Genomic DNA, 15153 nt, shown 5'->3' with positions numbered 1-15153 from the left:
TAAAACTGGCTGAAAAACAGAAGGTTGCTATATTTAAAGTAAGTCCCTTGGTTTAATTGACGCGTGAGGCCGAATTTGCAGAGTATTAACGTTCAAATTTTTGGCTTGCTAGTGGCTGCAGTTCTTTTTGTGTGGTTTTTTAAACGCATTGGCTTGCCGCCTATTTTGGCGTACCTAGCAACGGGGGTTTTAGCCGGTAGTCATGGTATTGGTTGGTTAGCGCAATCTCATGAAATAGAGTTTGTAGCAGAGCTTGGGATTGTGTTTTTGTTATTTAGTTTGGGGTTAGAATTTTCTATTTCGCGACTAATGGCAATGCGAAGCCTAGTATTTGGGCTGGGCTCGTTACAAGTAGGTATAACCAGCTTACTCTTCATTATTATTTTATATTGTTTAGACTTTTCCCTACTCACCAGTTTTACCATTGGTACAATTATGGCGCTTTCTTCTACGGCTGTAGTGGTTAAGCTATTAAAAGAAACGGGTGAGCTTAATCAGCGCCGTGGGCAATTGGCCGTTGGTGTACTGCTTTTTCAAGATATTGCTGTTGTTCCTCTATTAATAATACTTCCTTTATTTGCATCAAGCGACTCTCAAAGTATTGGTTGGGCTTTAGCGTTTGCCCTAAGTAAGGGCGCATTTGTATGCGTGCTTCTTTGGGCAATTGGTAAATGGGTATTGCCCATTGTGTTTAAAGAAATAGCGCAAGTACGAACCGATGAGTTGTTTGTGCTTACCACTATATTAGTAGCCTTATTTGCGGGCTTTTTAACGTATATGTTTGGCTTGTCTATGGCATTGGGCGCTTTTTTAGCGGGAATGATGTTAGGTGAGAGCCATTACAGGCATCAGTTAGAGGCCGATATACGTCCATTTCGCGATATTTTAATGGGGCTGTTTTTTGTAACTGTGGGTATGCAGTTGGATATTTTATTTGTACTGGCGCATATAGTAATAATTATTGGCGCATTGCTTGGGTTACTCGTATTAAAAATTACAGTAGTAACACTTAGTGCGCGGCTAATGCATGAGCGAAACCAAGACTCGCTCGCCTGTGGCATTATGCTGTGGCAAATGGGGGAGTTTGGTTTTGTACTTATCGCACTTGCTGGCCAGCATCAGCTACTAAACTCAGAGCAAGCTTCATTTTTAATTGCCCTTGGTGTGTTATCAATGGCATTTACACCATTTTTGATTGATAAAACGCCATTTATTTTAAAGCGTTTGGGTATACTCGATCGCCCTAGTTTAGCGCTGGAGAGTGAGCCACAAAGTAGTACACTTTATAGCGACCATGTTGTTATTTGTGGTTTTTCGCGAGTTGGGCAAACTATAGCGCGTTTTTTAAAGCCCGAAGCAATAGACTACGTTGCCATTGAAAGTAACCCAATTTTAGTACAAGAAGGCAAAGCGGCAGGTGAGCCTGTTATATTTGGCTATGTTAAACAAAAAGATATTTTAAAGTGCGCAGGAGTAGAGCGAGCTCGCTTGGTTATTATTACTTTTACAGAGCTTGATCACGCACAAGTTGTTATTGATGCCATAAAACAAATAGCGCCCAACGTTAAAATACTTATTCGTACTCGTGACGATAGCCAGTTAGATTATTTAAAAGGGCTAGGCGTAACCGAAGTAGTGCCAGAGTCGTTAGAGGCGAGCTTAATGCTCGTGTCGCATGTGTTGTCTATGTCGGGCGTACCGATGACGCGTATTGTGCGTAGAGTAAGTAAAGAACGTCGTAATCGTTATCCGTTAATGCAAAGCTTTTATGCAGGGTATTTTAAAGATAGCGAAGATGCCTCAAGTGAACGATTAGAATACTTACATGTTGTAGCACTACCTCAGCAAGCTTATGCCGTGGGTAAAACAATTGAAGATCTTAATTTAGAAAAGCGGCGAGTGCTCGTAAAAGCACTGCGCAGAGAAGGAGCCGAAATAGATACGCCATCAGCGCAAACAACATTATTGGCTAATGACGTTTTAGTATTACAAGGTAAACCAAGGCGTGTTGAGCGGGTAGAGCACTACCTGCTCGACGGAATCGAATAGTTACTTAGATTAATCTAACTCTAAAAATTCACGCATCTTAGGCAGCTGCGCCATACCATCTTCATAGCCAATTTGCATTAAATGCTGGGTGTAGCGTTTTTCAAACAATAGGTAACTGGTTAAGCTCGATTGCGAATGCTTTTTTACACCTATGGTACGTAGCAATACTTTAATGGCCCATGGCATATCGTCGTAATACTGCGCTGCAATGGCATTAAAGTTTTGCGAAGGGTTAATGACAAAGGTATCTATTTGTTTAAGTTCTTGATGTTTGTCGCGAGCGGGTAATAGCCCTAATGTTCGGTTAACACGAGCCAAACGCTCTAAATCCGATTGCATAGTGTCGGTAAATACACTGTCGAGTAAATGCCCTGCAACAGCAGATAGACCCGGATAATGTGGCGAGTAACCCGGTGGGTGTAATTCTTTGGGTTGGTCGACCCCAATAATAAATATTTTTTCAGCGCCTAAATGAATCGACGGACTCAGCGGAGAAAGTTGATGTATAGAGCCATCCCCAAAGTAATGGTTATAAATATTTACACTTGGAAACACCATAGGGATAGCACTCGATGCCATTAAGTGCTCAACATTAATACGAGTTGCACGGCCTTCGCGTTTAGCACGCTGCCATGATGTTTGCGTATTAGATTGAAAAAATGCAACAGAGTCGCCCGTGGTATAACTAGAAGCCGTAATAGACAGCGCATCTAAATAATTACGATGTAAATTGCGCTCAATGCGGTGTAAATCTAAAATTTCGTTTAATAAACCGCGCAGAGGGCGGTTGTTTAGCAAGCTCGCTGGTGGATGGTTAATATGTTCTGACTGAAAGCTCGTTAAAATATTACGCGCAATATGACCAAATACGCTTAAAAAATCACTTTTATAGACCATAGAGGTTGAAAAGTTTTTCCAAACTGATTCAAGCTTTCGTACAGCCAAATGCGCACAGGAGGCGTAACATGCTAACGCAGCTGAGTTAATAGCCCCAGCAGAGGTGCCATTTATTACTCTAAATGGCAATGGAGCGGTACGAGGCATACTATGAGCTAGCGCTTTAAGAACACCCACTTGATAAGCAGCACGTGCGCCACCACCTGTGAGTAATAAGGCAATTTTAGGTTTTTGTGGATCAACTTGCTTGATTTTCATATTGGTGGTTAAACTGTTCTACGTCTTTACTTTATTTATTAACTGTAAGTCTTTAAGCTAGAAGAATCAAAGGATAACTGCCCTAATACTTATTACATTGTTTAATCACCCAATTTAGTACGTAGCTTACTTTGCTATAATTGCCGTATTATAAAATGTAATAGTATTTGTGTAAGAATGAATTTAATCCACTTAGCGTACTCTAAGTGATATCGCATTTTAATTTTTATGGAGTTCGTATGTCAGATAAACCAGAAGCATCAGATGTTCAAAAACGTCCACCTAATAACAATATTCTTTTCGCCGTTATTATTTTAATAGTCGTAGCATGTGCGGCCGCCTTCGTATTGCTAACACCCAGTGACGAGCAAGCAACACGCACTGAGGTAGAGCCCACAGTTAAAGAACAACCTATGATGGAGCTTAAACCCGAGAACGACCCCGTGGTAGATGCGCCGTCTGTAAATCCAGAAAAGCCAGCAGAGCTTGAAGTACCAGCACAAAGTCCAAGTGAGCCTGTGCCAGAAGTAGAGCCACTACCAACGCTTAACGAAAGTGATGCAGTTGTTGTTGCTAAAATGGACGAGTACCTAAGCGACTCAGTAATGAGCTTAATGGTGACCGACGATGTTATTCGTCGTGGTGTGGTATATGTAGATAACTTAGCAAAAGGAAAAATAGCTAAAAAACACATGCCTGTTGTACAGCCAGAAGAAAAATTTAGCGTGAATGAAGGTGATATCTTAACGATTAACCCTAACAGCTACGAGCGTTATACACCGTATGTGAAAATATTTACCAGTATGAGTGCAGCGCAAGCCGTTCGCATGTACGAAGAGTACAAGCCACTTATTAATAATGCATACAGTGAAATTGGTTACGGCGATGACGAGTTTAATCAAACGCTAACCGATGCAATCGATTTATTACTTGATACGCCAGAGCCTGAAGGTGACTTGCCGTTACTTCGTGATTCAGTAACGTATCAGTATGCGTTTTCGGAGTGGGAGCAATTACCAGATGCACAAAAACAGCTTTTACGTATGGGTCCAGAAAACATGAAAAAAGTAAAAGCAGCATTACGTAATATAAAAGCGCAGTTAGAGAACAATTAATACGCACTAAAATAGCTAAATACGCCGCGATTGTATATGAAGTATGCAATCGCACTTTCTTTTTAGATTATCCCTTGAATAACAGAGCAAAAGTAGAGATAATCCCTCCCGCGCCAACCAAGGCCCTCAATGGTAGTCTTATTGGTCCTCTCGCAACACTAGCAGGCGAACCTGGTCAGGCCCGGAAGGGAGCAGCCACAGTTTGTGACGTGTGTGCCGAGATGTGGCTGGTAAGACTGCCACCCAAATTCCTCATTTGGGTGTTTGAACTAATAAACTTAATTCCTCAAAAATAATTCCTCTAATTAAATAATACTATTTATTTATAGATTACTTTATAAATTACGTTATAGATTGTTATGTCATTTTTGTTAAAAATATTACTAATAACTACATGATAGTATTAATTAAAAGTAAATTAACCTCCCTTTTAAACATGTTGCTCATCCTCGATTCGTAAATACGACTTAAGTCTAGATTGTGTAGTACGAAGTTAGGATTAGAATAATGTCAAATTTAGAGAGGAGCTCAGTATGCACTTGGAACGTATTCGCAATAGTAACCTGCATGACAAGGTGATGCCGGCAGAACAAGCAAGCCAATTTATTAAAGATGGAATGACTGTAGGGATGAGTGGTTTCACTCGCGCCGGAGAAGCTAAAGCAGTACCCAGAGCATTAATTGAGCAAGTCAAAAAAAATCCAATCAAAATAAATTTAATGACGGGTGCGTCATTAGGTAATGATCTCGACAAGCTATTAACAGAAGCGGGCATTTTAGCGCGTCGTATGCCTTTTCAAGTAGATAGCACTTTACGTAAAGCGATTAATAACGGTGAAGTAATGTTTATTGATCAGCATTTATCTGAAACAGTTGAGCATCTACGAAATCATCAATTAACCATGCCTGATGTAGCTGTTATTGAAGCCGTTGCCATTACCGAAGAAGGGCATATTGTGCCAACTACATCGGTTGGTAACTCAGCAAGCTTTGCTATTTTTGCCAAAGAAGTCATTGTTGAAATTAATATGCTGCATAACCCGAATCTTGAAGGTTTGCACGATATATACATTCCATCTTATCGTCCTACTCGTCAACCAATGCCGTTAGTTAAAGTAGATGATAGAATTGGTAGTACTGCTATTCCTATCGATCCTGCAAAAATTGTTGGTATTGTTTTTACTAACCAAAGCGATTCGTTTTCTACCGTTACCGACCCTGATGAAGACACCGCCGCTATTGCGCGCCATTTAGTTAACTTTTTTAAAGACGAAGTGGCTCAAAATAAATTGCCAGCTAATTTAGGACCGCTACAAGCAGGCATTGGTAATATTGCAAATGCTGTAATGATGGGATTACTCGACTCTGACTTTAAAGACTTAACAATGTACTCTGAAGTACTACAAGATTCGACATTTGACCTAATTGACGCAGGTAAGCTTAGTTTTGCATCGGGCAGCTCAATTGTGTTGTCTGAGCGTTGTAACGCGCAAGTATTTAATAACTTAGAGCAATACAAAGACAAGCTAGTGTTACGCCCTCAAGAAATTTCGAACCATCCTGAAATAGTGCGCCGTTTAGGAATTATTGCAATTAATACTGCGCTTGAGTTTGATATGTATGGCAACGTAAATTCAACACATGTTTGTGGCACACGGATGATGAATGGTATTGGTGGCTCTGGTGATTTTGCTCGCAATGCTCATTTAGCAATATTTGTGACTAAATCGATTGCTAAAGATGGGGCTATTTCAAGCGTAGTGCCTATGGCGAGTCATGTTGATCATAACGAACACGATGTTGATATTTTAGTAACCGAGCAAGGCTTAGCTGATTTACGCGGTTTAGCGCCGCGTGAGCGAGCGATACAAGTCATTAAGCACTGTGTGCACCCAGATTATCGTGACGATATGTTAGATTACTACAATCGTGCATGTGAGCGTGGCGGGCATACCCCTCATTTACTAGAAGAAGCATTTAGTTGGCATATTCGCCTTGAACAACAAGGCAGCATGAAAAAAGTATCTGCAGCAGATGCTCCAGTGCAACTGTCTGCATAAGCATTTTGGTTTATTAAAATTGAATTAGTTAGTTTTATACTTACTTTTGAACCGCACTAGTGTCAGCTCAATCAGCTTTGATTAGTGCGGTTTGATAAAAACTTAAAGCCCAAAATAATTTTATACCTACTCTTTGCATACCTTTCTTAATCACCTTCATTACTGTTATTTTATTCACTTAGGTTTAAGTGCTACTACCATTATTAAGTGTGTAATGTGCTTATTAAAAATACAGGTACTAAATGGCATTTTATAGAGGATTAGAAGAGCGACCTTACAGTAAAACCAGTTAAGGGCTTGGTTTATATTTTGCCTGAAGGTTTTGAGTCTGATTTAGCATATTGAATAAATACGTGCGTTAACTTTGTAGAACCTTTGCTGCCCAAACCTTTTAAAAAACGACCCGCACTTAAGTAAATTAGCGAAGTATCACCTTAATTAAAATAAGCAATGCAATCAAATTACTGGCGCTATGAGTATGAATACCGCATAATTGAGCGACTGCTCACTTATGCGTTTTTTACTTATGTATGATTCATACTGTTTCAAAAGACGCTTTAAATTTTTTAGTAAATAAAAGAGAGAATGTAATGATTAAAGTAAGCGTATTATACCCAAATAATGAAAGTGCTACTTTCGATATGGACTACTACTGTAAAACACATTTACCACTAGTTGCAGAGTTAGTTGGTAAAGCGCTTATATCAAGTAGTGCAGATGCAGGTTTAGCTGGTGGCGCACCGGGCGAAGCGCCAACTTATATTGCTATGGGGCATTTAGTGTTTGAATCGGTAGAATCTTTTCAGCAAGCCTTTGCACCTCATCAAGAGGCAATAGCCGCTGATTTAGTTAATTTTACTAACGTGTCTCCAGTAATTCAAATTAGCAATATTGCTGGGTAAATTACACGCTAAAACTAATTTAAGAATTACTTAATAACCCCTACTGTATTTAATACAGTAGGGGTTTTATTTTAACTGCAATAAAAGGGCTAGCGCTCTGTTTTAAGTAAAATTAGTTCTAATATTTAGATGTATTAAACCCGCTCCTGTGTTGATTATGAAAATGATAAGAGTTATCATTTAGCTTGTTGGCTATCTACACTTCTCCCAGGAATTATCATGTTTAACCCTAATTATTTGGCATTAAGTATTGCTGCGTCTTTATCTGCTTTTTCTAATATGGCATTTGCAGAGCAAAATAACGATATTGAAAAAATAGAAGTAACTGGCCGTGCCCAGCAATTTTACCTAGAAACCGAAAGTAAAATTGGTACTAAAACTAATTTAGATCTTATTAAGCTTCCGCAATCGGCTCAGGTGTTAACAGAGCAACTTATAATTGACCAAGCAGCTCGTGACATTACCGATTTGTACCGATCTATTGCGGGAGTGAGCGAATATAGCTACTCAGGCGTAACTTTTCGTGGTTTTAGAGATGACGCAAATGTATTTTACGATGGTGTGCGCGGCGACCCGTACTCAGGCTTTGGTGTACCGCAGTTATTTAATGTTGAACGTGTTGAAGTATTAAAAGGCCCAGCCTCAGCTTTATATGGCGGTGGCGAACCTGGTGGAATGATTAATTACGTAACCAAAAAACCAAGCTACCTAGAAAAGCGCGAATTAAAGCTCACCTTAGGTAACTACAACACGCGTGGCGCATCACTCGATATGACCGGTGGTTTAAGCGATACGATGGCTTATAGATTGGGTGGTTTTTATGAGGAGCAAGACAGCTTTCGTAACAACGCCGATTCAGCTAATACGGAGCTAACAGGCGGATTGTTATTTGATTTGAGTGATTCAACAACGCTTACAACAAGTGTTGATTACATAAAACAAGACTTAGGTGGCAATCGCTTACGTGGAGTACCGGTAGATGATAACGGCAACTTTCTGGTAGACCCTTCGTATAACGCGAACGAATCATTTGACTATCAAGATATGGAAGCTTTGGTGCTTCAAGCTGAGTTAAATCATAGTTTTTCTGATGATTTCTCTGTTAGCACTACTGTGCGATACCTTGATAATGAGCGCGACCAAGCGTATCACGAGTCGCAAAATTGGGTTGACGTAAATGGTGATGGCGTTGCTAATATAGATGATGAAACTATAAGACGAGAATACCGCAAACAGTTTCGAGCAAACGAAGAAATAAGCTTAACAACTGATTTTGTATATAACATTGAGCAAGGTAATTTAGAGCATCAATTTTTATTTGGTGGCGATTACCATGTGGTAGAAACGCAGTACGATTACTTGCGTGCCCGATATGAGGCTGATGGTGTAGCAAACTTAAATATTTATACACTTAATTACGGTGAAACAGACCCTAGCACCTATAACTTAACCGATTTAGATCGTGATGGTGTAGATACCGATCGCTTTGGTGTATACGCTCAAGATGTTATAAGTATTGGCGAACAATGGACCGTAATTGCAGGCTTACGCTACGATTACTTTAAAGAATTAAATAAGGAAACAGGCTTTAGCTATTCTGATAACGGTGTTACACCTCGCGTTGCAGTAACGTACCAGCCAATAGAAAACACCTCTGTTTACATAAACTACTCTGAAAGCTTTAATCCTACATCGTCGGGCGATCAGGAAGATGTGGTAGGCGAGGGCAACTTAGACCCAGAAACAGGTAAGCAAACCGAGCTGGGTATGAAAAACCGATGGTTTGACGGCAAAATAATGAGTACATTTGCTGTTTATCAAATTAATAAAGAAAACGTGGTAATGAGCAACCCTGACGATACGGGCGCGGGTGATGGTATTGCCGCACTTTTAAATATAGGTGAAGTAGAAAGCCGTGGATTTGAAACAACTTTAGTAGGTGATTTATCCGAGCACTGGACAATAACGGCTAACTACGCATACAACGATACGCAAGTAGTAGATGGCGTAACGGGTGATACGCTTTCAGATACATTTGGTGATGGCTCGCGCTTTGCTAATGCGCCGCGCCATCAGGCGGGTTTATGGTCACGCTTTGGGCTCGATTCGATTAATTCCTCTATTGCGTTTGGCGCTAATTATGTGAGTGAGCAAGTAAGCTCCGATGGTCAAAAAGTAAAACCGTTTACCGTATTTGATATGAGCTGGACGAGTCGCTTTGATGACGTATTACTAAGTGTAAATATTAACAACCTGTTTGATAAGGAATATGCTGTAAGCGGATTTAGCCAGCGTAACGGTCACTTTCCGGGTAGCCCGCGAGAAATTGTTGGGCAAATAACCTACAAGTTTTAATACTTATTAGCGCGAGAGTCTCTCGCGCTTTGTTTTAAGTATCGCCTTGCCCCTTTTTATCACTATTAAATTTAGCGGATTCTTGTGTAGTGTTAATAGCCGTAATAGGGAAGGGAATTACAATGCCTTCTTTTTTATAGCGTTTATGCAGGGCTTTTATAAAAGCAGATTTAACCCAAAAGCGATTAAAGTATTCTTTTGCGCGCAGCATAACCGTAAAGTTAATACTTGATCTGTCAAAGGTATGAAAAACCACAAAGGTATTGTAATCATCAACGCCCCATTCGTGTGAAATAAGTATTTCACGAGCCACTTCAAGTGTTACTTGTTCAACAAATTCTAAATCAGAATCGTAATGCACGCTTATATCTACAGGGACGCTTAGCTCTCTTTCAGGATAAAAGTAATTAATAATACGCGATTTAGATAATTGGCTATTAGGTATAATAATCATATTATTAGGTAGCATTTTAACCCATGTAGAGCGCCAGCCTATGTGATCTACAAAGCCTTGTTCTTTTGATTCAAGCTCAATAAAATCGCCCACTCTTATGGGTTTATCTATCACTAGCTGCACGCCAGAAAAAAAGTTTTCGAGGGTAGGTTGTAAAGCAAGGGCAACAGCCAGTGATGTAATACCTAACGAGGCAATAATGGGTGTAATAGAAATACCTAACGTGCCCATTAATACTAGTATTCCTACGGATGATAATGTAACGCGTATCACGCCTTTAATTATGCTTTTTGAATTAAAAACAACGGCAGATTGTTTACCATAGTAATTAATAGTGCCAATAATAAAGCGGTCTAAAAACATAATAAGTGCCAGTAGAGCTAGTACAATATTAATGCTATTAAAAGGAATTTGTTGAGAAATAGAAGTACTAATAATGAAGGTGTCGTGCTCTAAAATGGTGAGTAGCACAATAATTGTGCACAGTGTTAGCGGTTTAGATATTGACTCTATTAGTAAAGTATCGAATATAAATTTGGTTTTTGAAGTCCATTTTTTTAGCCAGTACATTACAAAAAAACGAATTAAAAACAGTAGTATAGCTATAAGTAAAAGAGAGGGCGCTGCGCTTAACCAAGGTGTGCTATTAGAAAATTCCAGCGCTTTATTTAGCATAACTTAAACCTGTTCAATATAGTTTTATATATATTGCAGCAAGTTATGTACCTTTGTTTGGGTAAAAGTAGCTGCCGAGTTTAGTCGGCAGCAAATATTATACTTTTTTGGCTAACCACATACCGCCTAAGACGGCTGCAAAAAATAACAAAAACTCCATTTTAAGAGACACCAATTGAACCAAGCCAGGGCCTGGACATATACCACTTAAACCCCAGCCTAAACCAAAAAGTACTGAGCCGATAATTAAGCGCGCATCAATATTTTTTAAATTACTTAAATTAAACGTTCCTGAAAGAAGTGGCTTCTCTTTTTTTGCAACCCATAACCATGTAAGCATCATTATTAGCATGGCAACAGCCATCACTATAACTAAGCTTGCGTCCCATTGGTTTCCATAGGTAAGAAAGTTAATCACTTTAGCAGGGTTTGTCATCCCGCTAACAATAAGTCCTAAGCCAAATATAAAGCCTATAACAACCATCATAATTGCTTTCATTATTTATCCTACAAGGTTTGCTGTAATGAAGGCGACAAGCATAAATGTACATGTTGCAACCCAAGAGCGAGCAGAAAAGCGCGACATGCCGCACACGCCATGGCCACTTGTGCACCCGTTAGCTAAAGTTGTACCAGCGCCAACTAAAAGCCCTGCAACAACAATAAGCCAAGGCGGTAATTGCAATTCGCCTTCTAATAAAGAAGGTGCAAATACCCTTACAGCCACTCCTGCCAACAATAACCCTAAAATAAAGTATAACTGCCAACGAGAGTCTGAATTTGCTTTAGCAAATACAGACTTAACAATGCCTGATATGCCCGCAATTTTTCCGTATAAAACCAGTAATAACGTACACGCTATACCTATTAATGCACCGCCTATTGCAGCCGATACTGGGGTGAATTCTGTTATCATTTTTAAATTTCCCAAACAATAGAAACGCCTAAACCGGTTTGTTTCATTTCGATTGATAATTGTTGATTAGGCGCTAAGTAGTTAGCACCCGTTACTTTTTTTGCTGGCGAATAAAAAGCCATAGCGTTTAATTGTACCTTGTTGGTAAAAGAATGGCTAAGGCCAGTTGTAAAATGCCACTCTTGAACACCCGGCGCTAAAATATTTAATATAACTTGGGACGAAGGAATCGGTTGCTCGGTGTAAGACACCCCAAAACGAATTTTTTGTTGCGATGTACGCTGCCATTGATAGCCAAGCTTATAAATAGTCATATCGTTCCAGCCAAACCCAGCTCCTGCATCAGCCCCTAAAGGCGCTGACATCAAGTTATTAACTGGATTTGCAATACTTTTTACTTCGCTGTAATTTATTTTTTGCCAATCAAATACAACCTGATTACTTGGGGTAAGCTTGTAGGCTGCGCCAAGTTGAAACGAACTTGGTAGATCAAATCCGCCTTGCTCTGCAAACAAACCTTTATAGCTATCAAACTCTTGCATAGACACTGATGAGCGGTAACTTGCCCCCCAGCTTAATGACGAATTTATATCTTGGCTAATACCCAGTTGAATGCCTAGGCCTGTGCTTGTATCGGTACCATTATTTGTAAGCGCTTCTGGTGATTGCGAAAAAGGAGCAAAGTTTCCAAGCCCTTGTGCTTCAAACTGTTGCACCACGTAAATAGGGGATACACCAAGGCGTGTTTGTTCATTCAACTTATAGCTTACTGTTGGGCTAATAAAGAGTTGTTTTAAATCAACGCCTGTTGTACCAGCGTAAAAAGTCCCCTCAGGAGAGGATTCTGCGCCGTACTCGGTATTCATACCGCCGTTGCCATACACTAATAAACCAATATTTACTTTTTCATTTAATTGATGGCCAATAGCAAACTCTGGAATTGCAAATACGGTGTTGTCGCTTTTTTGTGTTTTTGCTTCAAGATAAAATGCGCCAGGGTAAAAAGTATCTACTTTTGATGCAGTATATTTTCGTTCAGGTGAAAAAAGCTCTAAGCCCAGTGATAGCTCTGTTCCGTTAGGTAAAAAAGTTGCTGGATTATTAGCGCCAGACATTAACTCTTCTGACAGCGCTACACCTGCACCAGCCATGCCTTTGTGGGTCATGCCATAGCCGTGAGTAAAATAACCATTAGTAGCAAATGCACTGAACGAACCTAACGCACACGTTAAAGCTAAGCCTGAAATTAACTGTTTTTTCATTTTAGTAAATACATAAAGTTGGAATGGGCGGACAATAGCTAATTTTTGATATTCTAAAAAGGAATTTAAATAGATTAGTTATAATAAAAGGTAATACGGCAATAGTTATAAAGCTAAAATAAATGAGCGTAGATTGCTATTCAACCTTAGCTTAAGTTAAAAGGTTCGCTAACGTATTGAGCTATAGTGATATTTAAGCATGCAATCTGTAGCTACACACTTTGGTATTAAAATTTTGCTGGTAAAAAGAGTGTTTACGTATCAACAGCAGTTTAAAATATATTTATTAATTAACGTTTAGCTCATCTAAAAAATCATTCTTAAATAACGCGAATGTATGTAAAAGCAAAGCGGCGATTAATATCACCGCTTTTAAAAATCACATAGATTCAAGCGTTTTACCGCGTGTTTCTTTAATATATTTAACAACAAAAAATATGCTTATAAGTGCCGATAACGCATAAAAGCCATAAGCGCCTGCAAGGCCAATGTTAGCCAGCATAATAGGGAAGGTCATGGTAATTGCAAAGTTAGCAATCCACTGCGCACTGGCAGCAACGGCAAGGGCAGCACCACGAATACGGTTATTAAACATTTCGCCCAATAATACCCATACAATTGGGCCCCAACTTAAGCCAAAAAACACCACAAATAAGTTAGCCATAATAAGCGCAAACGTACCCATGTTATCGCTAAGGGCAAGTTTGCCTGCTTCATCAAGGCCTGCACTGCCAAATATATAAGTAAGCGCGCTTAAGCTGATAAACATACCAATACTACCTACAAGCAACAGTGGTTTACGGCCAACTTTGTCAACTAGGGCAATGGCAATAAAGGTCGATACAATATTAGTAGTACCTGCGAGCACATTTATAAATAGCGATTGCGACTCATCAAACCCAGCGGCTTGCCACAGCTCAGAGCCGTAATAAAACACCACGTTAATACCCACAAATTGCTGAAACACACTCAGCGCCACACCCACCCAAACAATTGGATGTACTTTTTTACTGCCATCAATAAATAAATCACGAATACTTGGCTTTGTATCGCTATGCAATGAGCGTTTTACATCGCTTATTTGTTTATCTGCATTGTCGTCCGATATTTTACTAAATACCGCTTTTGCATCATCTACTTTACCTTGCGCCACTAAATAACGAGGCGACTCTGGAATAAACAAAACACCCACTAAAAATAACACAGCAGGCACAAGCTCAGCCCAAAACATCCAGCGCCAAGCGGCTATATCAAGCATTAAAATATTTTGCGCACTGCCTGCTGCATCAGCAATTAAGTAGTTACTTAAAAAAGCAGCAAATAAACCCAATACAATAGCGAGTTGTTGTAGTGTAGCTAAACGGCCACGTAGTGCTGGTGGCGCAACTTCTGCAATGTAAGCTGGCGCTAATACCGATGCAGCACCAATACCTAAACCACCAAACAAGCGGTAAAAAATAAACTCCGCAGAGCTTTCGCTAATGCCCGAACCAAAAGCACTAATGGCAAAAATAATCGCGGTGATGATCATAATTGCACGGCGACCAAACTTATCAGCCAGCGGCCCCGCAGCAAGCGCACCTAAGGCACAGCCAAGTAACACAGACGCTACGTTAAACCCCGTAGCCACACTGCTTGAATTGAAGGCATTACCCAGTGCCGACACCGTGCCGTTAATAACGCCCGAGTCAAAACCAAATAAAAAGCCACCAATAGCAGCAACGGCAGAGATAAAAATTACGTAAAAAAGAGAGGTGTTTTCAGCTGTGTTGGCTGAGTGGGAAGGCGGTGTGTGCGTTGTCATTATATGCCCTGAAAGTTAAATTAAATATAAAAGAGCATAATATCGTAAAGCGTTATGGTTGAATATGCTTGTGCGGGTATAAAGGGATTGGCAAGTATAAATTAAGTTGTTTTTAAAGGTTTCAATTTAAAGGTATTAGCTAAAGGCGTTAGATTCAATACTTTGAAATTAAGTAGCGCCTTTTAATAACAAAAACTAAATTTCAAAGAATAATATGCACTTTATGGAAAGTGCCTGTTGGAGCAATATCACTGTTCTCTACCATTTTGGTATGTTTTTGCAATTACATAAACTGATATGAGGTTTAGTAATTGTTTACATGTGGTTATTTGGTGGTTAAGGTTAATAGATTATAAAATAGGGACATTTGTCGGTTTATAAAGCGTCAAATGTCGTAGATTAAATT

Annotated in this window: 11 protein-coding genes and 1 other RNA gene; 6 read left to right on the top strand and 6 right to left on the bottom strand. The window is 39.6% G+C overall.

Going from position 1 to position 15153, the window contains the following annotated elements:
* The first annotated feature begins 75 nt into the window (after positions 1-75).
* Complete coding sequence (locus QL995_RS14665) at positions 76-2049, top strand: monovalent cation:proton antiporter-2 (CPA2) family protein (RefSeq protein WP_290294473.1); 1974 nt, start codon at positions 76-78, stop codon at positions 2047-2049.
* 9 nt (positions 2050-2058) lie between these two features.
* Here QL995_RS14665 and QL995_RS14660 read toward each other — a convergent pair whose 3' ends face one another.
* Positions 2059-3204: a patatin-like phospholipase family protein gene (locus tag QL995_RS14660; RefSeq protein WP_007584072.1), complete on the bottom strand. Its 1146-nt coding sequence runs from the start codon at positions 3202-3204 to the stop codon at positions 2059-2061.
* 239 nt (positions 3205-3443) lie between these two features.
* Between QL995_RS14660 and QL995_RS14655 the strand changes: the two genes are divergently transcribed.
* From QL995_RS14655 to QL995_RS14635, 5 genes are all read left to right on the top strand, one after another.
* Complete coding sequence (locus tag QL995_RS14655) at positions 3444-4319, top strand: DUF3014 domain-containing protein (RefSeq protein WP_101164364.1); 876 nt, start codon at positions 3444-3446, stop codon at positions 4317-4319.
* A 139-nt stretch (positions 4320-4458) separates the two neighbouring features.
* Positions 4459-4555, top strand: an RNA gene (gene ffs / locus QL995_RS14650) — signal recognition particle sRNA small type.
* A 297-nt stretch (positions 4556-4852) separates the two neighbouring features.
* Positions 4853-6379, top strand: coding sequence for an acetyl-CoA hydrolase/transferase family protein (locus QL995_RS14645; RefSeq protein ID WP_290294472.1), 1527 nt, complete (start codon positions 4853-4855; stop codon positions 6377-6379).
* Between the two features lie 590 nt (positions 6380-6969).
* Positions 6970-7281, top strand: coding sequence for an EthD family reductase (locus QL995_RS14640; protein WP_007584064.1), 312 nt, complete (start codon positions 6970-6972; stop codon positions 7279-7281).
* A gap of 219 nt (positions 7282-7500) precedes the next feature.
* Complete coding sequence (locus QL995_RS14635) at positions 7501-9636, top strand: TonB-dependent siderophore receptor (RefSeq protein ID WP_290294471.1); 2136 nt, start codon at positions 7501-7503, stop codon at positions 9634-9636.
* A gap of 34 nt (positions 9637-9670) precedes the next feature.
* Here the strand turns inward: QL995_RS14635 and QL995_RS14630 are convergent, their stop codons facing one another.
* The 5 genes from QL995_RS14630 to QL995_RS14610 all read right to left on the bottom strand — a co-directional run bounded on the left by QL995_RS14630 (position 9671) and on the right by QL995_RS14610 (position 14747).
* The gene (locus tag QL995_RS14630) at positions 9671-10765 is read right to left on the bottom strand and encodes a mechanosensitive ion channel family protein (protein ID WP_290294470.1); all 1095 of its coding nucleotides are present in this window, start codon (positions 10763-10765) and stop codon (positions 9671-9673) included.
* A 97-nt stretch (positions 10766-10862) separates the two neighbouring features.
* Positions 10863-11264: a DUF6691 family protein gene (locus tag QL995_RS14625; RefSeq protein ID WP_290294469.1), complete on the bottom strand. Its 402-nt coding sequence runs from the start codon at positions 11262-11264 to the stop codon at positions 10863-10865.
* A 3-nt stretch (positions 11265-11267) separates the two neighbouring features.
* Positions 11268-11681 (bottom strand): YeeE/YedE thiosulfate transporter family protein, encoded by a 414-nt coding sequence (locus QL995_RS14620; RefSeq protein WP_007584056.1) that lies wholly within the window; start codon positions 11679-11681, stop codon positions 11268-11270.
* A gap of 2 nt (positions 11682-11683) precedes the next feature.
* Positions 11684-12943 carry an outer membrane protein transport protein gene (locus tag QL995_RS14615; RefSeq protein WP_165735664.1) on the bottom strand — a complete coding sequence of 420 codons (1260 nt, stop codon included), beginning with the start codon at positions 12941-12943 and terminating at the stop codon, positions 11684-11686.
* A 379-nt stretch (positions 12944-13322) separates the two neighbouring features.
* Positions 13323-14747 (bottom strand): sugar porter family MFS transporter, encoded by a 1425-nt coding sequence (locus QL995_RS14610; protein ID WP_197116737.1) that lies wholly within the window; start codon positions 14745-14747, stop codon positions 13323-13325.
* Between the last annotated feature and the right edge of the window lie 406 nt (positions 14748-15153).

The organism is Pseudoalteromonas sp. APC 3358 (assembly GCF_030408075.1).
Taxonomy (GTDB): domain Bacteria; phylum Pseudomonadota; class Gammaproteobacteria; order Enterobacterales; family Alteromonadaceae; genus Pseudoalteromonas; species Pseudoalteromonas arctica.
This window is presented reverse-complemented; position numbering and strand designations above follow the sequence as displayed.

What these genes read in the sequence shown, in the direction of transcription:
- QL995_RS14660 (WP_007584072.1), bottom strand. Translation starts at nt 3,204, where the DNA reads ATGAAAATCAAGCAAGTTGATCCACAAAAACCTAAAATTGCCTTATTA.
- QL995_RS14655 (WP_101164364.1), top strand. Translation starts at nt 3,444, where the DNA reads ATGTCAGATAAACCAGAAGCATCAGATGTTCAAAAACGTCCACCTAAT.
- QL995_RS14645 (WP_290294472.1), top strand. Translation starts at nt 4,853, where the DNA reads ATGCACTTGGAACGTATTCGCAATAGTAACCTGCATGACAAGGTGATG.
- QL995_RS14640 (WP_007584064.1), top strand. Translation starts at nt 6,970, where the DNA reads ATGATTAAAGTAAGCGTATTATACCCAAATAATGAAAGTGCTACTTTC.
- QL995_RS14635 (WP_290294471.1), top strand. Translation starts at nt 7,501, where the DNA reads ATGTTTAACCCTAATTATTTGGCATTAAGTATTGCTGCGTCTTTATCT.
- QL995_RS14630 (WP_290294470.1), bottom strand. Translation starts at nt 10,765, where the DNA reads ATGCTAAATAAAGCGCTGGAATTTTCTAATAGCACACCTTGGTTAAGC.
- QL995_RS14625 (WP_290294469.1), bottom strand. Translation starts at nt 11,264, where the DNA reads ATGAAAGCAATTATGATGGTTGTTATAGGCTTTATATTTGGCTTAGGA.
- QL995_RS14620 (WP_007584056.1), bottom strand. Translation starts at nt 11,681, where the DNA reads ATGATAACAGAATTCACCCCAGTATCGGCTGCAATAGGCGGTGCATTA.
- QL995_RS14615 (WP_165735664.1), bottom strand. Translation starts at nt 12,943, where the DNA reads ATGAAAAAACAGTTAATTTCAGGCTTAGCTTTAACGTGTGCGTTAGGT.
- QL995_RS14610 (WP_197116737.1), bottom strand. Translation starts at nt 14,747, where the DNA reads ATGACAACGCACACACCGCCTTCCCACTCAGCCAACACAGCTGAAAAC.